Origin of the sequence: Saccharibacillus sp. JS10 (genome assembly GCF_024436065.1) — a bacterium.
Lineage (GTDB): Bacteria > Bacillota > Bacilli > Paenibacillales > Paenibacillaceae > Saccharibacillus.
This window is the reverse complement of record NZ_JANFNS010000001.1, coordinates 833528-854720: the sequence shown is the minus strand read 5'-3', so window position 1 is coordinate 854720 and position 21193 is coordinate 833528. Positions and strand designations below refer to the sequence as shown.

Annotated in this window: 16 protein-coding genes; 15 read left to right on the top strand and 1 reads right to left on the bottom strand. The window is 46.6% G+C overall.

Going from position 1 to position 21193, the window contains the following annotated elements; all coding sequences use genetic code 11:
- Positions 1–135 precede the first annotated feature (135 nt).
- The 15 genes from NOM90_RS03880 to NOM90_RS03810 all read left to right on the top strand — a co-directional run bounded on the left by NOM90_RS03880 (position 136) and on the right by NOM90_RS03810 (position 20565).
- Positions 136–1899 carry a DAK2 domain-containing protein gene (locus tag NOM90_RS03880; protein WP_255940130.1) on the top strand — a complete coding sequence of 588 codons (1764 nt, stop codon included), beginning with the start codon at positions 136–138 and terminating at the stop codon, positions 1897–1899.
- A 46-nt stretch (positions 1900–1945) separates the two neighbouring features.
- Positions 1946–2809: a DegV family protein gene (locus NOM90_RS03875; RefSeq protein WP_255940129.1), complete on the top strand. Its 864-nt coding sequence runs from the start codon at positions 1946–1948 to the stop codon at positions 2807–2809.
- Positions 2810–2820: 11 nt separating this feature from the next.
- Positions 2821–4872 carry an ATP-dependent DNA helicase RecG gene (gene recG / locus NOM90_RS03870; RefSeq protein WP_255940128.1) on the top strand — a complete coding sequence of 684 codons (2052 nt, stop codon included), beginning with the start codon at positions 2821–2823 and terminating at the stop codon, positions 4870–4872.
- A 98-nt stretch (positions 4873–4970) separates the two neighbouring features.
- Positions 4971–6650: a sensor histidine kinase gene (locus NOM90_RS03865; protein ID WP_255940127.1), complete on the top strand. Its 1680-nt coding sequence runs from the start codon at positions 4971–4973 to the stop codon at positions 6648–6650.
- Positions 6647–7438, top strand: a complete 792-nt coding sequence (locus tag NOM90_RS03860; RefSeq protein WP_255940126.1) for a LytR/AlgR family response regulator transcription factor — start codon at positions 6647–6649, stop codon at positions 7436–7438. The genes NOM90_RS03865 and NOM90_RS03860 overlap by 4 nt, the downstream gene beginning before the upstream one ends.
- A gap of 155 nt (positions 7439–7593) precedes the next feature.
- Positions 7594–8901: an L-lactate MFS transporter gene (locus tag NOM90_RS03855; protein WP_255940125.1), complete on the top strand. Its 1308-nt coding sequence runs from the start codon at positions 7594–7596 to the stop codon at positions 8899–8901.
- A 126-nt stretch (positions 8902–9027) separates the two neighbouring features.
- Complete coding sequence (locus NOM90_RS03850) at positions 9028–9405, top strand: GntR family transcriptional regulator (protein ID WP_255940124.1); 378 nt, start codon at positions 9028–9030, stop codon at positions 9403–9405.
- Positions 9402–10280, top strand: a complete 879-nt coding sequence (locus NOM90_RS03845; protein WP_255940123.1) for an ABC transporter ATP-binding protein — start codon at positions 9402–9404, stop codon at positions 10278–10280. Before NOM90_RS03850 ends, NOM90_RS03845 begins: the two co-directional genes overlap by 4 nt.
- On the top strand, positions 10273–11043 hold the full coding sequence (locus NOM90_RS03840; RefSeq protein WP_255940121.1) for a hypothetical protein: 771 nt from the start codon (positions 10273–10275) through the stop codon (positions 11041–11043). Before NOM90_RS03845 ends, NOM90_RS03840 begins: the two co-directional genes overlap by 8 nt.
- 297 nt (positions 11044–11340) lie before the next feature.
- A complete protein-coding gene (locus tag NOM90_RS03835) occupies positions 11341–13320 on the top strand; it encodes a methyl-accepting chemotaxis protein (protein ID WP_255940120.1) in 1980 nt (659 codons plus the stop codon).
- Between the two features lie 52 nt (positions 13321–13372).
- Positions 13373–15349, top strand: a complete 1977-nt coding sequence (locus NOM90_RS03830) for a methyl-accepting chemotaxis protein (protein ID WP_255940118.1) — start codon at positions 13373–13375, stop codon at positions 15347–15349.
- 134 nt (positions 15350–15483) lie between these two features.
- Positions 15484–16560, top strand: coding sequence for a suppressor of fused domain protein (locus NOM90_RS03825; protein ID WP_255940117.1), 1077 nt, complete (start codon positions 15484–15486; stop codon positions 16558–16560).
- 339 nt (positions 16561–16899) lie between these two features.
- Positions 16900–17646 (top strand): DeoR/GlpR family DNA-binding transcription regulator, encoded by a 747-nt coding sequence (locus NOM90_RS03820; protein WP_255940115.1) that lies wholly within the window; start codon positions 16900–16902, stop codon positions 17644–17646.
- A gap of 3 nt (positions 17647–17649) precedes the next feature.
- Complete coding sequence (gene pfkB / locus NOM90_RS03815) at positions 17650–18561, top strand: 1-phosphofructokinase (RefSeq protein ID WP_255940114.1); 912 nt, start codon at positions 17650–17652, stop codon at positions 18559–18561.
- Between the two features lie 81 nt (positions 18562–18642).
- Positions 18643–20565, top strand: coding sequence for a PTS fructose transporter subunit IIABC (locus NOM90_RS03810; RefSeq protein WP_255940113.1), 1923 nt, complete (start codon positions 18643–18645; stop codon positions 20563–20565).
- Between the two features lie 80 nt (positions 20566–20645).
- On the opposite strand, the gene NOM90_RS03805 is transcribed toward NOM90_RS03810, so the two are convergent.
- Positions 20646–21101 carry a hypothetical protein gene (locus tag NOM90_RS03805; protein ID WP_255940112.1) on the bottom strand — a complete coding sequence of 152 codons (456 nt, stop codon included), beginning with the start codon at positions 21099–21101 and terminating at the stop codon, positions 20646–20648.
- Positions 21102–21193 lie beyond the last annotated feature (92 nt).

The window sequence follows — 21193 nt, the reverse complement described above, 5'->3', positions numbered from 1 at the left end:
TTTGTATCCTAAAGCAGGGTCAAGCAAGCCTAAGAGATAATGATAAAAGCAATCTAACCAGTTATAGAGCAAAGCGAACGCTTGTTGAACATTGAGCGTTGGCGTATCCAGTAGGTGTAGGAAGGGGATTTTTCATTGAGTAGGCGTTCGATTAACGGAACTGATTTTACAGGCATGGTATTGGCAGGTGCGGAAAAACTTTCACGTCAAGCGGAACATGTGAATGCGTTGAACGTGTTTCCGGTACCGGATGGCGATACGGGAACAAACATGAATTTGACGATGACAGCAGGGGTTACGGATCTGAGAGAGCGAAGTTCAGCTTCGATCGGTCAATCGGCTACCGTGTTGTCAAAAGGTCTATTGATGGGGGCTCGCGGGAACTCAGGCGTTATTTTGTCGCAGTTATTCCGAGGCTTCGGTCGTTATGCGGCGTCGCATGAAGAATTGAATGCGATTCAATTCGCAGCGGCACTTCAAGTCGGTGTAGAGACAGCTTACAAAGCCGTGGTCAAGCCGGTTGAAGGAACGATTTTGACTGTAGCCAAAGAAGCGGCAAAACATGCGTCTACGTATGCGCGTCGTACGACCGATGTGGTCGAGTTAATGCGCGAAGTGTTGGCAAAAGCACAAATTGCGCTGGACCGTACGCCCGAGCAACTTCCCGTGTTGAAACAAGTTGGCGTGGTTGACTCCGGGGGTCAAGGATTGGTTTATATCTACGAAGGGTTTTTAGAATATTTGGAAAAGGGCACTTCGGCTTCTTCCCATCATTCGTCTTCAAATGCGACTACGCCAACAGCAAAACCTTCTGCAACAAATGCGGCATCGCATATTCAGACTTCTGCACAAGCGCAATTGGAGACTGAAAATATCGAGTTCTTGTACGATATGGAGTTTTTCATCAATCTGGGTCTGGGACAAGAACCTCATGATCGTTTTGATGAAGAAGCTTTCCGTCAAGCTTTAGCGGTCAATGGCGATTCGATTATCATTATTGCCGACGACGATATCGTCAAAGTCCATGTGCATTCCAAAACACCGGGCGAAGTGATGACTCTTGCGCTGCGCTACGGAGAAATTACACAAATTCATATTTTAAATATGCGTGAACAGCATCGCGATCTGCTGCATGCAGGTATGGACGGCACCGCGCCGCCTGAACTCTTCGCAGATATGCCAGCGCCGGAACAAGCACCGGAAGAACTTTCGGCTTTTCCAGCGGACGAGATCGCTCCTTACGGATTTATCGCGGTCGCAAGCGGCGCAGGAATCGAAGAAATTTTCAAAAGCCTCGGCGTTGATATTGTATTGTCCGGCGGACAAACGATGAATCCGAGTACAGAAGATTTTGTGAACGCGATCGGGAAGTTGTCCGCGCAGCATGTCTTTTTGCTGCCTAACAACTCCAATATCGTACTTGCGGCTCAACAAGCGCGCGATTTGCTTGAAGACGAGCGTCAAGTGACCGTTATTCCGTGTAAAAGTATTCCGCAAGGGATCTCGGCTGCGCTGGCTTTCCAAGAAGACGATAGCCCAGAAGCAAATACCGAGCAGATGACTGAAGCCATCCAGCATGTCAAAACAGGTCAGATTACGTATGCGGTACGCGATACGACATTCGATGGTCTGGATATCAAAGCTGGCAATTATATCGGAATCTTCAATTCCAAAATTGTTGCGACAGCCGCAAATCGTTTGACGACAAGTAAACAGCTGCTTGCAGCGATGGTCGAAAGCGGCGACGAAGTCATCACGCTGCTGACCGGAGAAAGTGCTTCGGAAGCGGAAACGGCGAAACTTGCCGAGTGGTTGACTGAGCAGTATCCAGATGCCGAAGTCGAATTCCATACAGGCGGTCAACCGGTCTACGATTACATGTTCTCGGTAGAAGCGTAAGTGTAGCCGTATCGCTACGACCCTTAATTTAAAGGACGGTGACTTCATGAATCCGATTATCGTAACCGATAGTACATCCGATATTCCCGAAGAACTGATTGAGAAGCTTGGGATTGTCGTGGTTCCGCTCAAAGTCATGTTTGGCGATCAAGCTTTACTCGACGGCGTCGATATCAAAGCCGAAGAATTTTATAAGCGTCTGGTCGCTTCCGACAAGCTGCCAACGACGTCTCAGCCTTCGCCGGTTGAGTTTACAGAAGCGTATCAACGGGTGTTGGATCAACATCCGGGCACGCCGATTGTTTCGATTCATATTTCGACAGGAATGAGCGGCACATTTCAATCCGCTACACTGGGCAAGTCGATGCTCGAAAATGAATCTGCCGATATTACGTTGGTCGATTCGCGCTCTGCTTCATACGGCTTCGGTCTGATGGTCGTACGGGCAGCAGAGATGGCGCAAAATGGATCTTCCCCACAAGAAATTGGAGCCGAGATCGAACGTCTTCGTATGGCTCGCAGTTTATACTTTTTGGTCGATACGTTGGAGTATTTGCAAAAAGGCGGCAGAATCGGTCGTGCGGCAGCCATGCTCGGAACGTTATTGAACATCAAGCCTATTTTGTCGATTGACAAAGAAGGTGTGATTTACGCGGTAGAGAAAGCTAGAGGACGCAAAAAAGCGTTGGCTCGGGTAATCGAGTTGTTCAAGCAGGAACTTGGAGACGTAGGCAGAGTCGATCTTGCGATTGGGCATACGGTTCAACCGGAATCTGCCGACGAAATTCTTGAATTGCTGCGTCAGCATTTCGAAGTCGGCAATGTCGTGTATTCGCATATTGGCTCTGTAGTCGGTACTCACGTTGGACCTGGTTGCAACGCGATCTATATCTGGCCTTCCGTTAACTAAGGGAGAACATAATGAATATACACCTGGACCAAATCCCGGTGAAAGAAGTCAACGGTGTGGGTGCTCGCAAAGTAGAGGAGCTTCACGCCGTTGGCATTTTTACCGTCAAAGACCTGATCGAATATTTTCCGTTTCGTTACGAAGATTACCGGCAAAAGTCGCTCGGCGATGTGAAAGACGGAGACAAAGCGACCGTACAAGCGAAGATCGTCGGGTTGCCTGTCGTGCAGCGTTTTGGCAAAACAACGAAGTTAAGCTGCAAAGTGCTTGCCGATTATTCGATGTTTACCGCTGTATGGTTCAACCGTAATTATCTTAAAGACCAGCTGCAATTGGATCGCGAGATTATTTTGACCGGAAAATGGGATGGGCGCAGGCTGCAAATGAACGTAAGCCAATCCGAATTTCCGGACCGCGGCGTGATCCGTAGCGGTTCATTGCAACCCGTCTACTCGATTGGCGGCGATCTGACGCAAAATACGCTCCGTAAAATGATTGCGAATGCGCTGGATCAATACGGCGACCAACTGGAAGAAGTGCTTCCCGAAGAATTCGTGCAAAATTATGAATTAATGCCTCGTCCGCAAGCGATCCGTTTGCTGCATCAGCCGGGAGACCTTGCCGAAGGGCAAGAAGCGCGCAAACGGATGGTCTACGAGGAATTATTTTTGTTCCAACTTAAACTACAAGCGTATCGTTCGCTGAATCGGGAACGGCGAGACGGGGTGGTGCATACGACGCCGAACGCTGTTATTCGTGAATTCGTGCGAAGTCTTCCATTCGAGCTGACCGATGCGCAAAAAAACGTCGAATTAGAAATTTTAAAAGATATGCGTTCCGAGTATTGCATGAACCGATTGCTGCAAGGCGATGTAGGTTCCGGCAAAACGGCTGTTGCTGCGATTGGGCTTTTCACTACCGTGCGTTCTGGTTATCAAGGAGCGTTGATGGTGCCGACCGAGATTTTGGCGGAACAACATACACGCTCGCTGCAAAAAATGTTCGAACCGTTCGGTATCACGGTCGGGCTTTTGACAAGCAGTGTGACCGGGCGCAAACGCAAAGACTTGCTGGCGGGGCTGCAAATGGGAATGATCGATATTTTGGTCGGCACACATGCGCTGATTCAAGAAGAAGTCAATTTCCGTTCGCTCGGTCTAGTCGTTACCGACGAGCAGCATCGCTTTGGCGTAAACCAGCGAAGCGTTTTGCGTCGTAAAGGCTATAATCCCGATGTGCTCACGATGACAGCGACACCTATTCCGCGTACGCTTGCGATTACCGCTTTTGGCGATATGGATGTATCGACGATCTCGGAGCGACCGAAAGGCAGAGTACCGATCGAGACGTATTGGGTGAAGCACGAGATGATGGAGCGGGTACTTGGCTTTATTCGCCGCGAAGTCGAACAAGGACGGCAAGCGTATATGATTTGTCCGCTGATCGAAGAATCCGAGAAGTTGGATGTCCAAAACGCGATCGATCTGCATACGCAGATGAATGAGGCGTTGCCGGAGTATCAGGTAGGTCTGCTCCACGGACGGATGAGCGCCGCTGAAAAAGAAGAATGTATGCGTCAGTTTTATGCCGGCGAAACGCAGCTTCTTGTCTCGACCACGGTTGTCGAGGTCGGTGTCGATGTACCGAATGCGACATTGATGGTTATTATGGACGCCGATCGTTTTGGGTTGTCGCAATTGCACCAGCTTCGCGGACGTGTCGGCAGGGGCGAACATGCTTCGTATTGTGTGTTGATTGCGGATCCCAAGTCCGAAATGGGTCGTCAGCGTATGGGCGTGATGACCGATACGAATGACGGATTCGAAGTGTCGCGGCGAGATTTGGAACTGCGAGGTCCCGGTGACTTTTTCGGTACGAAGCAAAGCGGATTGCCGGAATTCAAAGTCGCGGATATGGTTGCCGATTTCAAAGTGTTGGAACAAGCGCGCGACGATGCGGCGAAGTTGGTTGAAGATTCGTTTTTCTGGACATCGCCGGCTTATGAGAACTTGCGCAAGCATTTGGAGAAAGCGGACAAATTCAGCGGCGAATTGATTGATTAGGATGAAGTCAAAGCGTAGTATCTCTAACCGTCGGCGATTCAGCCGGCGGTTTTGCTATTGATTCTATTGAATGAAGTGAACAAGGAGGGAGCAGAGAAATGGACCCTAAGCATCCACTCGCTATATTTTTACAATTATTTGAACGTGGATCGTTATTGTTGATGTGTTTATTTGTACTAACGCGTATTCCAAGATTTAAAGCTTTATTTCAAAAAGAAGAATACCGTCCGCAAGACTTAGTAACGGTTACCGCTATATTCGGTCTTTTTGCGATTTTCGGGACATACATGGGCATTAGCGTGGAAGGATCATTAGTGAACGTACGGATTGTCGCGATTATGTCAGGCGGGCTGTTATTCGGTCCGTGGGTCGGCTTAGTGACCGGGATTGTCGCTGGGGTACATCGTTACGCGATCGATATAGGAGGCGTCACGGCGCTACCTTGTCTGATTACGAGTATCGTTGCCGGAGCAGTCTCGGGTATCATTCATCTGCGCGTCGCGAAGCGAAAACGCTGGCTGTACGGTATTTTGGCAGGGATGCTTTGCGAAGTGTTAACGATGCTGTTGATTTTACTCATGGCACAGCCTTACGAATTGGGACTGGATATCGTCTCCAAAATTGCGGCTCCCATGATTTTGGCTCAAGTGATGATCGGATTAATCGTCATGCTGGTGCAAAGCGTCGAAGACGAGAAAGAAAACGTAGCGGCGAAGCAAGCCAAGCTTGCGCTTGATATTGCGAATGAGACGCTACCTTATTTTCGTAAAGTAGATAGCCTTTCGCTGCTGCGGATTTGTAAAATTATTGAGCAGAAAATCGGCGCCGATGCAGTCGCGATTACGGATACGAATCATATTTTGGCGTATTCCGGCTTCGGACAAGAACGTTATAATATCGGGCATGAGATCATGACCGAAGAAACGAAGCAGAGTATTCGCAGCGGCAGTATTACGATTCGTAATAACGATGCCGATCAGCGCAACGATTGGATCAAGTCGATGATTATTATTCCGCTGAAAGAAAAAGGAGTCATCACCGGGGCGCTCAAAATTTATTATCGTCATGCTCACCAGATTACGTATTCGCTGCGCGAACTTGCGGTCGGATTGTCGCAGATTATCTCGACGTTGATGGAAGTCTCTCGCGTGGAGCAGATCAAAGCGATGGCGGATAAAGCCGAAATCAAAGCCCTTCAGACGAAGATCAGCCCTCACTTTTTATTCAATGCGCTCAACGCGATTGCATCTTCGATTCGGCTTAACCCCGATAAAGCTCGTGAATTGATCATTAATTTGTCCGGCTATCTACGTTATAATCTGGAGCTGAACGATGAATTGATCGACGTTCACCGAGAATTGCAACAAGTGCAAGATTATGTTGAGATCGAGAAAGCCCGTTTTGGGAATCGACTGCAAGTTCAATACGATATCGACGATGAGATTGACGTGAAAATTCCGAGTTTGATTATTCAGCCTCTGGTCGAGAACGCGATTGTACATGGGATTTTGAAAGACAAAGGCAAAGGAACCGTGACGATTCGGGTCAAAAATGCGGATACTCGAATCTATTTTGAAATTTCGGATACCGGGATCGGCATCGAACCAAGTATCATTGAACAGATCAAAAGCGGCAATATGCCGTCTAGCAAAATCGGATTATCGAATGTGCATGAACGATTAAAACTGATTTACGGAGCAGGGTTAACGATTCGCCGAGCAGATAAAGGAACCGTAATTGCGTTTACCGTTGAAAAAGGGCAGGTGAAACAGACATGAGAGGAATCATTGTCGAAGATGAATTTCTAGCGATGGAAGAACTTCAATATTTGATTGGAAAAAATAGTACAGTCGAGATCGTAGGGAAGTTTGAAGATGGAATCGATGTGCTGAAATTTTTGCAGACGTCTGATGTTGATGTGATTTTTCTCGATATCAATATCCCGTCGCTAGATGGCGTACTACTTGCCAAAAGTATTCATAAATTCGCGCATCGTCCTTATATCGTCTTCACAACGGCGTACAAAGAACATGCGGCAGAAGCTTTTGAAATTGAAGCTTTCGATTATATTTTGAAGCCGTACCATGAACCGCGTATAGCGGCGATGCTAAGTAAACTCGAAGCAGCTTTTGCAGAAAAGAAGCAGCGTGAAGAAGGGGCATCTACGTTAAAAAATGACCAAGGAGTTGCAGAAGGATCTACTTCGAATCACGAAGTTGCGACCCAAGCTTCGCCTAACCTTCGTGTGAATTTATACAAAGACGACAAGATTATCGTGGTGGATGCCGACGATATTTATTACGCGGTTGCTCAAGAAAAAACAACGCTGGTCTATACGCGAAAAGAAGAATATACGATGCCGATGAGTATTTCTGATTTTCAAGAACAGATCCCGCAAGATTCCTTTTTCCGGTGCCATCGCTCGTATATTGTGAATCTATCTAAAATCCGTGAGATTGTGCCGTGGTTTAATAATACGTATCTGCTGAGGTTGCGTGATATCCAAGCCGAAGTTCCGGTCAGTCGCAGTAAAGTGAAAGAATTCCGTCAATTGATGCGAATCTGATTCAAGGTAGCTGACATTCACGGTCACTCTTGTGCATTTCATTCCGAATTTCCGGCATCTCATTCCAAAACCGCTTTCATTTGCACGCTCAAGCTTATAATTTAGCTATAAGAGTTGTTCAAAGAAATGTAAAACGAATGAGAGAAGGAATTGATATGAAAGCCATTTCATCTTCTGAACAGGCAGCTTCCCCAAAAGTAAATCGGTTATGGATTGTGATCGGTACGATTATCGTACAAATGGGTCTAGGTACCATTTATACATGGAGTTTGTTCAACCAACCGCTTGTTGATTTGTTCGGTTGGGAACTCGGCAAAACGGCGATGACTTTTTCGATTACGAGTTTTGCGCTTGCTTTTGCCACTTTGTTTTCCGGTAAACTTCAAGACAAATTCGGAATTCGAAAACTGATCGCGGCATCAGGGATCGTACTCGGTCTTGGTTTGATGCTTTCTTCTCAAGTCACCTCGCTCGGTCTGCTGTATTTGGTAGCGGGTGTATTGGTCGGTTATGCAGACGGTACGGCGTATATGACGTCATTATCGAATCTGATCAAATGGTTCCCCAAACATAAAGGGCTGATGTCCGGTGTCTCGGTAGGGGCTTACGGTACAGGCAGTCTGATCTTCAAATATATCAACGGTGCGGTGATCGAATCGCGCGGCGTCTCCCAAGCGTTCTTGATCTGGGGCATTATCGTACTGACTATGGTCGTAATCGGGTCATTCTTGATTCGTGAAGCAGTCGTAACGGCGACCCCGGCTTCGGCGCAAGGTGTACGCGTAAAAGATTTTACGGTCAAAGAAATGCTGCGTACGAAACAAGCTTATCTGCTGTTCGTCGTCTTTTTCACAGCGTGCATGAGCGGTCTATATCTAATCGGCAGCGTCAAAGATATCGGCGTACGGTTGGCTGGACTGGATGTGGCAACTGCGGCAAACGCGGTCGCGATGATCGCGGTATTCAATACGGCTGGACGATTGATTCTCGGACCGCTTTCGGATAAAGTAGGACGCCTCAGAGTGGTATCCGGCGCGCTTCTTGTGACTTTTGCAGCGGTGATGGTCTTGAGTTTCGCAACATTGACGTATCCGCTATTTTTCGCAAGCGTAGCGGCAATTGCGTTTTGCTTCGGTGGCAATATTACGGTGTTCCCGGCAATCGTCAGTGATTTCTTCGGTCTCAAAAACCAGGGTAAAAACTACGGCGTAATTTATCAAGGATTTGGTCTTGGTGCATTGTCCGCTTCGTTTATCGCAGCACTGCTTGGCGGATTTAAGCCTACCTTCCTCGTGATCGGCGTTCTGTGCATCATCTCGCTGTTGATTGCATTGTGGATCAAAGCACCAACGGTTGGCACATCCGGCAAATCGGAATCTTCGGAAGAAGAATCACGCAGTAAAGAAACGCAAAATAAAGAAGGCAAAGGTCTACGTTTAAATCCTCAAACGAAAGGAATTTAATCGTCGATCAACCGATATTGATAAAAAAGCTCAGACGCATATTGCGTTTGAGCTTTTTTTGTTGACAAAATAATACTTAACCTTTATGGTTAGTTACATGACTAACAAACCAAAGAGGTGATGAAGATGTTGACTCCATTTGACGAGAGTCGACCGATTTTTCAGCAAATTGCCGAACGGATCGAAGATGACATTTTAAATGGGACTTATGCGGAAGAAGATCAGATTATTTCAACGACTCAGTTTGCACGTTTATTTCAGATTAATCCGGCTACGATTGTCAAAGGCTTCGGCTTGTTGGTGAATGAAGAAATTATTTATAAAAAACGGGGGTTGGGGATGTACGTGACCGTTGGAGCAAAGGAGAAGATTATGAACAAACGCCGTGAACGTTTTTATAATGATTTGGTCGTAAACCTGCTCGATGAAGCCAAAAAACTTGGAATGAGCACGGAAGATGTGGTCGCTATGATTACAAGAGAAAAGGAGAAATTGGATCAATGAATACAGTGTTGGAAGTCAAAAACGTCAGTAAAATGTACGGACGGGTTGATGCGGTAAACAGTCTGAGTCTAGACCTTGCCGAGCATACGATTTATGGATTGCTAGGTCGCAACGGTGCAGGGAAAACCACTCTTTTACATATGATCGCAGGTGGGATTTTCCCGGATAGCGGAGAAATCACCGTACACGGCAAACGACTTAACAAAGGAGACGTCCCTACGCAATGTTGCTATGTTCGCGAAAATAACCATTATCCCAAAAACGCACGCGTTCGCGATGTCCTGCAAATGGCGGCGGTCTTTTATCCGAATTGGGACGCGAAGTTAGCTTCACAGTTACTGGGCATATTCAAATTGAATCCGAGGAAAAAAATGCGTCAACTGTCGCGAGGTATGGAATCGATGGTCGGCAATATGATCGGGCTTGCTAGCCGGGCACCTTTAACGATATTCGATGAACCGGTGCTAGGGCTTGATGTGCTGATGCGTGAACGTTTTTACCGGGCTTTGATTGAAGATTACGCCGAATATCCACGTACGATTTTGCTGTCTACGCATTTGATCGATGAGATTGCGACCGTTGTCGAAAAAGTATTTATTATCGAATCCGGCAGCCTGTTGATGGAAGAAGACGTCGAACATATCCGGGAATATGCGCATCTGGTCAGCGGCTTAAATTCGGCATTGGATGAATTCGTAGCCGGCAAAAAAGTGCTGCATCGAGAAGGGTACGGCAATGCAGGCATGGCGATTGTGTATCACGGCATAACAGAGTCAGAACGTAGCCAAGCCGAACAACACGGATTAATGATTGAAGGCGTACCTTTGCAAAAGTTTTTTGCTTATCTAATCGAGGAGGGGCAGACTCATGAATAAATTTACAGCGCAATTGCAAGTATCATGGCTTCGAACGAAAATGACGATCTGGATCGTACTTGGATTGATTGTCGTATCTTTTGTAGCAGACTTCACCATTAATCAGATGTTTGTCAGTAACCCTCAGCAAGATATCGCCGAAGCGGTTGGAGAATTGCGGGAAGTGACGGGGAACAACCAATTAGAGATTCAAATTCCTGCGGATGTGGAAAATGTAAATGTATCGCCTGCCAATCTGCTTCTTTTGTTACTTCCGATACTCGGGATCGCTTTACCTCTCAAAACGTTCCGTCCGATGATGAACTTCGGGGATTCACGTCGTCACTATTTCGTTCGGTTACTGATGATTTACGGATTTGTCGCTGTTCTGTTGGCGTTATTCAATAGCCTATGGTTTCCATTAGATAAAAGTGGGATTCGTGAATATGTTCAGACGTACAATATTATCGAAGTGTTTGGATGGAATCAATTTGGGGCAATCGGCATTTTCTTCTATCAAGTCTGCTTTTATTTCTTTGTCCTCACGCTCTTTAATTTCTTGTTCGCTCGACCTAAATCACCTGTGACTTGGATCATCTGGGCAGTATTGATCGCGGCGATTCCAGTCGGTACATCGATTGCCTACTTGCGGCACTACGTTGCTGAATTTTTTATCGCTTTACTATTCAATGACTCGTTAGTATTGGGCATGGGTCTGAATCTGGGTCTAAGCTTGATCCTGATCGTAGGGGCTTGGTTGTTTACAAGACATCGTACTTTCTAAAAGAAATGTGAAAAAAGACGCAATCTGACCGTATATCCGCCAAAAACACCTTCCTCTAGCAAAAGCTTATGCTTTTGCTTTTTTTCTTTGTTTGACATGTATTTATGCTAAATTTTCTGCTAATTATGTCGATAAATATCGAAAGCAGTTTTACTTCTACTATTCAGCAATTTGAGAATACTTGTGCTTTGAATTAGAAGGAAACAAAGGTACAGAGTTACTGCTTAGAGAGGGCAACTGAGAATAACAGCACAAGCGTAACTTCAGCAGACAGTCATAATCAAGGGGGCATGGAAAATGAATTTAAAAATGAAGTTGGCTATTTTGTTGGTGGTTGTGACGTTGCTGGGGACAGGGAGTATCAGTATTGCAGCTCTAGGTAATATGAAGAAAGAAGCGGAAGATTCGATTAACGACAGTCTGAAAAGTACAGCTACGATTACAGCCGAAGAAGTCGGGGGATGGGTCGGTAAAAATGCAAAAGTAGTGGAGACGACAGCGCTGGTTCTTCAATCTTCGGTTCCGCTAGATCAACTTAAACAAAGTCAGCTTCAAGCGTTTACTTCGGACTCTAACAAAAACAACATCTCGGATATTTACCTCGGTATGGCAGACGGTCGTATGATCGATGGCGGCGGCTGGGTACCCGATGCAGGATACGATGTCACTGTACGTCCATGGTATACCGAAGGTAAAGCGGCAAATGCGATGAACTTCAGTAACCCTTATCTGGATTTAACTAGCGGCGATTACGCGGTAGCGATGACATATCCGCTTCATGAACCTGATGGTTCGTTTGCAGGAGTAGTCGCTGGTGATATGAAGCTTTCGAAATTGACAGAAATGATTAACAATATCAAAATCGGCGGCGGATTCGGCTTTATGACGGATAAAACGGGTGTTGTATTGGCGCATGCCGATGCAGACGATGTGAATAAACCGCTGAAAGATATTCCGGATTACGCAGCAATCGCAGATCAAATGTTGCAAACCGAAACATCAGGCAGCTTGGAATATACGTACAAAGGCGAGCCTCAACTGCTGTACTACGAACGTGTAGAAGGCACAGATTGGATCGTGGCGGCATCCGTATCGAAAAAATACGCGTTTGCGGAGTACGCACAAATGCGTAACCTGTTTATCGGCGGCATCATCGGTCTTGCTATAATCTTGGCGGTTGTGGCTGTATTCGCGGCAGCGCGTCTGATCAAGCCATTGATTTTGCTGCAAAAGAGTGCACAACGTATGGCAGAAGGCGATTTGACCGTATCCGTCGATGTCAAAGGCAAAGACGAAATCGGCAAACTCGGCACGGCTTTCAATGAAATGTCAGCAAGTCTTCGCGAGTTGATCCATGCTGCGGCAGGTTCCGCGGGCGGAGTAGAAAGTTCTGCGAAGTATATGAATGGTCAAGCCGAAGGTGCTAAGCATATCTCTGATCAGATCGCGGTTGTTATCGAAGAATTGGCAAAAGGCGCAACGGATCAAGCGTCTTCGATCCAGACCGGCGTTGAACAGTTGGGCGATATGAATGAATCGATCACAGCGATCACAAGCAGCGCCGGATTAGCGACTTCAAGTGCTGACCAAGCCACATCCGCAATGGCGGAAGGTCTTGCTGCTGTAGCTTCGCAAGGTGAATTGACCGAAGCGAGCCGCACGTCGGCGGAGCGCGTCGAAGAAGCGAATCGTCGCCTTGGCGATCAGACGGTGAAGATCGGCGAAGCCGTAAGTCTGATTCATACCGTTGCGAAGCAAACGAACTTGCTGGCACTCAACGCGGCAATTGAAGCGGCGCGCGCAGGCGAACACGGCAAAGGCTTTAGCGTCGTTGCCGACGAAGTCCGCAAGCTAGCCGAGCAAACACGTTCTTCGGCTGCTGATATTGATACACTTCTTGCCGGCGTACAGGAAGCAGGTCGTCAAAGTATCGATGAAATTCGTGAATTCCAATCGACGGTAGACAAGCAGATTGAAGCAGCGGCATCGACGCGCGGAGCATTTGACGTCATTCGAGGTTCTGTTGACGGCATTACAACCCGTATTCGCGAAGTTTCGCTTGCATCGAATGAACTCAAGCATAGCGCTGACCACGTATCGTCGATCATGACCGATATTGCAGCAGTCGCGGAACAAAGTGCAGCAAGCACTCAACAAGCTGCGTCCTCGACGCAAGAACAAGCCCAAGCCATCTCCAGCATTTCGGATTTGTCGAGCGAAGTGTCCGTGAGTGCAGACGAACTTCGAGTTCGCATTGCTAAATTCAAAACGGAATAAATCTTTGAACGAAGGTTTTGATTTCCAATAGGACAAGTGAGGTGTTCCTCGAATGAATTTGAAAATGAAGTTAGCTGTTTTACTTGTCATTGTTACGGTGGTAGGCACAGGAAGCATTAGCTTTGCCGCTTTAAATAATATGAAAAAAGAAGCTCAGGAATCAGTAAGCGAAAGTTTGAAAGCGACCGCTACGAATACAGCTGAAGAAATTGGCGGTTGGATCAACGGCAATGCTAAAGTCGTTGAGACAACAGCTGTCAATCTTCAAGCCACCGTTCCTTTTGATCAGATCACGATCAAACATCTTCAAGCTTTTACAATCGATTCGAATAAAGATAAATTAGGCGATATGTATATTGGGCTTGAAGATGGAACGATGATTGACGGGCTAGGCTGGCAACCGCCAGCCGGCTACGATGTCAAAGCAAGACCGTGGTTTATCGAAGCCAAAGCGGCAAATGCTTTGAACTTTAGTAATCCGTATTTGGATCCCGCGATCAATAACTACTCGGTGTCGATCGGTTATCCGCTTCAAGATGCTTCAGGGAATTTTGTAGGTGTCGTTGCTGGGGATATGCGTCTACAGACGTTGACCGATACGATCAACAATATCGATATTCCTGGTGGATTTGCATTGATGACGGATAAGACGGGCATGGTACTCGCACATCCAAACGAAGAAGATGTGAATAAACCGCTCAAAGACGATCCGGATTATGCAGGCATCACCGATACGATGTTGCAAGGCGATTCCGGCAGTCTCACTTACACGTACAAAGGTGAACCGCAATTGCTGTACTATACTAAAGTTGCTGGTACGGGCTGGCTGATTGCAACTTCGATTTCCGAAAAATATGCGTTTGCTGATTATACGCAAATGAGAAATCTATTTATCGGCGGTATCATTCTCCTGATCATTCTCCTGACTGTAGTGGCTGTATTCGCGGCAGCACGTCTGATCAAACCTCTGATTTTGCTGCAAAAGAGTGCACAGCGTATGGCTGAAGGCGATTTAACCGTATCCGTGGATGTCAAAGGCAAAGACGAAATCGGCAAACTCGGTACAGCTTTCAATGAAATGTCAGCAAGTCTTCGCGACTTGATCCATGCTGCGGCGGGTTCAGCGGAAGGGGTCGAACATTCTGCGAAATATATGAATGATCAAGCGAATGGAGCCAAACATATCTCGGATCAGATCGCGGTCGTGATTGAAGAATTGGCAAAAGGCGCAACGGATCAAGCATCTTCGATCCAGACCGGCGTCGAGCAGTTGGGCGATATGAATGAATCGATTACGGCGATCGCAAGTAGCGCCGGATTAGCGACTTCAAGTGCCGAACAAGCCACATCCGCGATGGCGGAAGGTCTTGCCGCTGTAGCTTCGCAAGGAGAGTTGACCGAAGCGAGCCGGACATCGGCGGAGCGCGTCGAAGAAGCAAACCGTCGACTCGGTGACCAGACGATTAAGATTGGCGAAGCGGTCAGCTTGATCAATACCGTTGCGAAGCAAACGAATTTGCTGGCGCTGAATGCGGCAATCGAAGCGGCGCGTGCAGGCGAACACGGCAAAGGATTCAGCGTCGTTGCCGACGAAGTTCGCAAGCTAGCCGAGCAAACGCGTTCTTCGGCAGCAGATATTGATACACTGCTTGCCGGCGTACAGGAAGCAGGCCGTCAAAGTATCGATGAAATCCACGAGTTCCAGTCGACTGTGGAGAAGCAGATTGAAGCGGCGGCATCGACGCGCGGAGCTTTTGATGCGATTCGAGATTCAGTGGATGGAATCACAAGCCGAATTCGCGAAGTCTCGTTGGCATCAGATGAACTCAAGCACAGTGCCGACCATGTATCATCGATTATGACGGATATTGCGGCAGTTGCGGAACAAAGTGCAGCAAGTACAGAAGAAGCAGCTTCGTCGACGCAAGAACAAGCGCAAGCGATCTCCAGCATCTCGAATTTGTCAGGCGAAGTGTCCGTGAGTGCAGATGAATTGCGCGTCCGAATTGCTAAATTTAAAATTCAATAATGTAAGTTTGATCTAAGATCAGACGCTCTCTTAGCACGGTAGACGCCGAGAGAGCGTTTTTTCGTGCGTTCGTTTTTAAAAAAGTCTTGCTTCGGGTAATTTGATAGAAGAAGAGTAGAAAGGAAGTGCGCAAGATGAACGAAGATCAACCGTTACATTCAACTGGAGATCAAGCACCGGGGCAACAAGCAATCGATACGATATTGGATCGGCATTATGCGGATGTTGAACCTTTTTATTATGGAACGATGATTTCGTATCGACTGGGCGGACCTGATCCTTTGGATGGAGTGCGCGTCTATGCTTGCGAAGATCCCGTACCTTATTGGCATTATGTCACGTACGGCTTCACTGAACTTTATGAAAAAGAATCAGAAAGTACGGAGTACAGTGGACATGGATTTGAGTTAACGTTACGTCTCAAGCGAGAAGGAGAAGAACAACCTCCGGTATGGGCAGTTAATTTTCTTCAAAACCTCGCTCGCTACGTGTTCAGCAGTGGCAACGGATTTCGAGCAGGGCATTATTTGGATGCGAATGGGCCGATTGAAGCAGAGCGAGATACAGCACTCACAGCGATCGCGTTTGTTCAAGATCCAGAGCTTCAAAGTGCGGCGTCGCCTTTTGGTGCTTTTGAATTTTTGCAAGTAGTCGGGATTACAGCGGATGAACTGGATCTGATCAAAGTATGGAATAGCGAAAGTTTTCTCCAATTAGCGGAGCAAAAGTTACCGTTATATCTAACTGATCTGACGCGGGCTTCGTTATTGGAAGACGCTGAACTTCGCGCGGCAGCGGAATTAGGCGTACGTTCGGAAGGTTCAAGTACGGGTGTGTTGTATCTGGAAAGTCTGAACTGGGCAGAAAAAAGAAATCTGTTCAAAGGAAATTCGTATGTTTTGGAACTCGGAGCCAAGCAAACCCAATCTTTGGCGCGGATCTTATCAGGGCGGCTGCTTCATGATCGCGACCTGACGTTGATGGGCCCGCATACCCAAGTCGTGATGATCCCAGATGTACAAAACCGTGTGACTGAACTGGATAACGGATTACAACTTTATTTGAATGCAGACGCTGTAGCAGAGTTGTCGAAGCGTCTGGTGCCAAAAGAAGGCGAGTTCGTACTCGATACGATGAGCAGTCTTACGATCAAGATTGTCAAAACGTTTATGCGTGATCCAGATGGGAATATCGTCGAGACGATCGGGTAAGTTTTTCAAAGGTTCTGATTATTTTATTCTCAAAACGTGTTGATCGAATGATTTCGGTCAGCACGTTTATTTGTGTGGATAGGAGTCAATTCCATTCTTTTGAAAAACACGTAACATTCATTCAAATCGAAAGCCGGAAAGATAAAAAATATGAAGGATTGATCATGACTTGGCAGGTAAAACTTCAAAAAGGAAAGCGATACCAAAGCTGATGTAGCAAATAATACGAAGATTTGAAGCTTCAAATTAAAACTGAACTTTTTTGAATGTTTTTGAAGAAAAGTGATTGTTTTTTGAAAAAACATAGGTTACAATGAATGGCAGATGGAGGAATACACTATGTTGACAGAAGAAAGATACCGCATGATACTACAGCGCTTACAAATTTCTGGGATTGTAAAGCTTCAGGAATTAGTGGAACTGCTAGGAACCTCCGAATCAACGGTACGTCGAGATTTAATCGATTTGGAATCGCAGCATTTACTCAAGCGTGTACATGGCGGCGCTTCCTTGCTTCATCGTCGAAGCGAAGAACCCGGCATGGAAGAAAAATCGTTTAAAAATGTCCAGCAAAAACATACCGTTGGTCGTGCAGCAGCGCAGCAGCTTCGAGATGGCGAATGTATCTATCTCGATGCCGGTACAACGACACTTGCTATGATCTCTTTTATCGAAGCACAAGATGTAACCGTCGTAACGAACGGATTATCTCATGTTGAAGCTCTGGTCAGTAAAAATATTCGAGCTTATCTGCTGGGCGGAATGATGAAAAGTCATACGAAAGCTGTGATCGGAAGTATCGCTCTTCAAAATATGGATAATTTCAGATTCGACAAAGCCTTTATCGGAACAAATGGAGTCAATGCTGAATTTGGTTTTACGACACCTGACCCGGAAGAAGCGCTTATCAAGCGCCGGGCGAGACAATTGGCGGAACGTTCTTATGTATTGGCAGATGCAAGCAAATTCGGAGAAGTGGCTTTTGCCAAGTTATTCGATCTCAAAGAAGCGACGATCATTACCGATTCGGTTCCAGAACGGTGGAGAAAATCAATTCTTGAGAAAACCAAAATAATCGAGGGATAAATCATGATTTACACGGTAACGCTCAATCCTTCTATCGATTACATCGTGGAAGTTGAAGATTTACAATTGGATGCTCTGAACCGGATGAAGCGCGATTTGAAGCTTCCGGGAGGAAAAGGCATCAACGTTTCAAGAATTTTAAGTCGTCTGAATATCGAAAATACAGCGCTTGGTTTTCTAGGTGGATTCACAGGTCGCTTTATCGACGATATTCTCAAATCCGAATCGATCAAGACCGATTTCGTTGGTGTGAAAGACGATACACGGATCAACATCAAGTTGAAGCATGGTAGCGAGACCGAGATCAACGGTCAAGGCCCTCAAATCGGAGAGAGCGAAGCCGAAGCCTTGGTGGAGAAGCTGAGAACGCTTACAGAACAAGACATCGTCGTTTTGTCCGGAAGTATTCCTCCTTCATTAGGCAGTCATTTTTATGAACGGTTAATTACAGTCATTCATGAACGCGGCGCACAATTTGTGATCGATACAACAGGAGAAGCGTTGCTGCAAGCACTGCCTCACGGACCTCTTCTTGTGAAGCCGAACCATCACGAACTTGCCGAGCTATTCCATGTTGAGATCCAAGGTCAAGATGATCTGATCCAATACGGTCGCAAGCTCCTTGAGATGGGCGCACAAAATGTGTTGATCTCGATGGCAGGAGACGGAGCGCTTCTGGTGACGAAAGATCAAGTTTATCACGCGAATGTACCGAAAGGTAAAGTTCGCAACTCGGTCGGCGCAGGCGATTCCATGATTGCCGGATTCGTAGGTACTCTATCTCAATCGGGCAACGTACTGGAAGCACTACGTACAGGTACGGCTTCAGGAAGTGCTACCGCATTTTCGGACGATTTGGCAGAACGCGCCAAGATCGATGAATTGCTGTCGCAAGTTCAAGTAAACCCGGTATAACCTTTCAATCTATAGCAAGACCCGTACAACACGACGTGCGGACACCGTATGTCGATAACACCTCCAGAGGAGTGGAAAAGAATGAGAATTACAGATCTGATGATCGAACCGGTGATGATCTTGGATTTGCGATCGATCACAAAAGAAGCGGTGATCGACGAGTTGATCGCATCTTTGAATAAAAGCGGCAGAATCAACGATGCAGCAGCTTTCAGACAAGCGATTTTGGCTCGTGAAGCTCAATCCAGTACAGGAATCGGCGAAGGTATTGCGATGCCGCACGCGAAGACGAGCGCGGTTAACGAACCAACTATCGTATTCGGTAAAAGTTCTGCAGGCGTCGAATACGAATCGCTCGACGAACAGCCCGCACATTTCTTCTTTATGATTGCGGTTCCAGAAGGCGAATCGAATCTGCACTTGCAAGCATTGAAAGTCCTGTCTCGGATGTTGCTGGATGCGGATTTCCTCGGTAAATTACGCACAGTGAACACACCTGCTGAAGTAACTGCTTTGTTCAACGCAGCTCAGGCTGAATCGGAAGGCGCTCAAGCCGCTACTTCGGCTGCTCCAACGGCAACGTCTTCGAATACCATCGTAGGCAATCCGGATTCCGATAAATTTGTCGTAGCGGTAACCGCTTGCCCGACAGGCATCGCGCACACATTTATGGCAGAAGACGCGTTGAAGAAAAAAGCCAAAGAAATGGGCATTAATATTCGCGTAGAAACGAATGGTTCCGAAGGAATCGGCAACAAATTGACAGCTGACGAGATCGCTCGCGCAAGCGGCGTTATCGTAGCAGCAGACAAAAACGTAGAAATGGCACGTTTCGACGGCAAGCCAGTTCTGCAACGTCCGGTTAGCGACGGAATCCGTAAATCGGAAGAATTGATTCGCAAAGCTTCTACGGGTGATGCTCCAATCTACCGTCATGAAGGCGGAGCTTCTGCTTCAAGCGAAAGCGATCAAGGAGCCAAAATCAGCGTAGGCGGCAAGATCTACAAAGATTTGATGAACGGTATCTCGCATATGCTTCCGTTCGTTGTCGGCGGCGGTATTTTGATCGCAATCTCGTTCTTGTTCGAACAAATTTACGGCGAAGACAATGCGATCTTCCAACTGCTGAATACGATCGGCGGATCAGGCGCATTCCACTTCCTGATTGCGATTCTGGCAGGTTATATCGCAATGAGTATCGGTGATCGTCCCGCTCTGATGCCGGGTATGGTTGCAGGTTATATGGCAGATACTTCGCATGCCGGCTTCTTGGGCGGTCTGGCTGCTGGTTTCTTGGCAGGTTATATTATTCTTGGATTACGTAAAGTGTTCAAAGGCTTACCTAAGACTTTGGACGGCTTAAAACCAATCTTACTGTATCCAGTGTTTGGATTGTTGCTTACCGGAACGGTAATGTACTATCTGTTCGATCCATTCTTCAGTACAATCAACACAGGTCTGAACAATGTCTTGACGAATCTAGGCACAGGTAACGCTGTATTACTCGGTCTGCTGTTAGGCGGCATGATGGCGATCGACATGGGTGGACCATTCAACAAAGCCGCGTATGCGTTTGCGATTGGCGTCTTCACTTCGAGTGGGAACACCAACGGATTGATGATGGCAGCCGTTATGGCGGGCGGTATGGTTCCTCCGTTGGCAACAGCTTTCGCGACTACATTCTTCAAAAACAAATTCAACGAGCAAGAGCGCAAATCGGGTATCACAAACTATATTCTCGGATTCAGCTTTATTACCGAAGGTGCGATTCCATTCGCAGCAGCTGATCCACTTCGCGTACTGACTTCGTGTATTATCGGTTCTGCGGTTGCAGGTGGACTGACTCAATTGTGGCATATCAACGTTCCAGCTCCTCACGGTGGTATCTTCGTCGCTCTGTTGGCGAACCACGCGGTACTGTTTATGGCTGCTGTCATTATCGGCGCTGTAATCTCGGGTCTGATCTTGGGTCTTTGGAAAAAGAAACTGGTCACTCAACCTTAAGCTTAATCGTTAAAAAAGACGCCGGCAAAATGCCGGCGTCTTTTTGTTTTTATAATCGAATGTCTTAAAAAGGATCTATATCATTCGTAAGTGACCGATCTATTTTCAATATTTCCGCTGCCTCCGGACACGCCAGCAGGAAGGACGTAATCGTATTTAAAAGTAACGCCTGAATTGTTCGCAATCGCTGTTTTGAACGGTGTCATTTGGGCTTCGACTGTTTTTCCGTAAATGAATAAAAATGGAACTAACCCTTGAGCTTTGAATGCAGCGAAAACAGAAGCGAATTCACTAACATCCGATATCTTTTTGCCACTTTCTACAATTTGTCTAGCTTCCGCTAAAGTAAAATGTTTGTTGATCGTCCAATGTTGAGGTTCTTTGAATTTAGGAGTTGTTGGATTTTCCGGAACAGCAGTGGCATACGAAGAAGCGGCGAAAGTCTCAGAAGCGGTAAACCCACTACCGAACACCAACATACTAGCGGCTAAAGACAAAACGACCTTTTTCCCTGTGTTGTTAAATGTTCTTTTCATTCTGAATTCCTCCTTGAAGCTTTTTTAAAAAGAAATACAATTCTTTTTATACCGTATAAAATCCATATTTTCAATATAATATATAATATTTA

What these genes read in the sequence shown, in the direction of transcription:
- NOM90_RS03835 (WP_255940120.1), top strand. Translation starts at nt 11,341, where the DNA reads ATGAATTTAAAAATGAAGTTGGCTATTTTGTTGGTGGTTGTGACGTTG.
- NOM90_RS03860 (WP_255940126.1), top strand. Translation starts at nt 6,647, where the DNA reads ATGAGAGGAATCATTGTCGAAGATGAATTTCTAGCGATGGAAGAACTT.
- recG (WP_255940128.1), top strand. Translation starts at nt 2,821, where the DNA reads ATGAATATACACCTGGACCAAATCCCGGTGAAAGAAGTCAACGGTGTG.
- NOM90_RS03865 (WP_255940127.1), top strand. Translation starts at nt 4,971, where the DNA reads ATGGACCCTAAGCATCCACTCGCTATATTTTTACAATTATTTGAACGT.
- NOM90_RS03855 (WP_255940125.1), top strand. Translation starts at nt 7,594, where the DNA reads ATGAAAGCCATTTCATCTTCTGAACAGGCAGCTTCCCCAAAAGTAAAT.
- NOM90_RS03810 (WP_255940113.1), top strand. Translation starts at nt 18,643, where the DNA reads ATGAGAATTACAGATCTGATGATCGAACCGGTGATGATCTTGGATTTG.
- NOM90_RS03820 (WP_255940115.1), top strand. Translation starts at nt 16,900, where the DNA reads ATGTTGACAGAAGAAAGATACCGCATGATACTACAGCGCTTACAAATT.
- NOM90_RS03845 (WP_255940123.1), top strand. Translation starts at nt 9,402, where the DNA reads ATGAATACAGTGTTGGAAGTCAAAAACGTCAGTAAAATGTACGGACGG.
- pfkB (WP_255940114.1), top strand. Translation starts at nt 17,650, where the DNA reads ATGATTTACACGGTAACGCTCAATCCTTCTATCGATTACATCGTGGAA.
- NOM90_RS03840 (WP_255940121.1), top strand. Translation starts at nt 10,273, where the DNA reads ATGAATAAATTTACAGCGCAATTGCAAGTATCATGGCTTCGAACGAAA.
- NOM90_RS03805 (WP_255940112.1), bottom strand. Translation starts at nt 21,101, where the DNA reads ATGAAAAGAACATTTAACAACACAGGGAAAAAGGTCGTTTTGTCTTTA.
- NOM90_RS03830 (WP_255940118.1), top strand. Translation starts at nt 13,373, where the DNA reads ATGAATTTGAAAATGAAGTTAGCTGTTTTACTTGTCATTGTTACGGTG.
- NOM90_RS03875 (WP_255940129.1), top strand. Translation starts at nt 1,946, where the DNA reads ATGAATCCGATTATCGTAACCGATAGTACATCCGATATTCCCGAAGAA.
- NOM90_RS03825 (WP_255940117.1), top strand. Translation starts at nt 15,484, where the DNA reads ATGAACGAAGATCAACCGTTACATTCAACTGGAGATCAAGCACCGGGG.
- NOM90_RS03850 (WP_255940124.1), top strand. Translation starts at nt 9,028, where the DNA reads ATGTTGACTCCATTTGACGAGAGTCGACCGATTTTTCAGCAAATTGCC.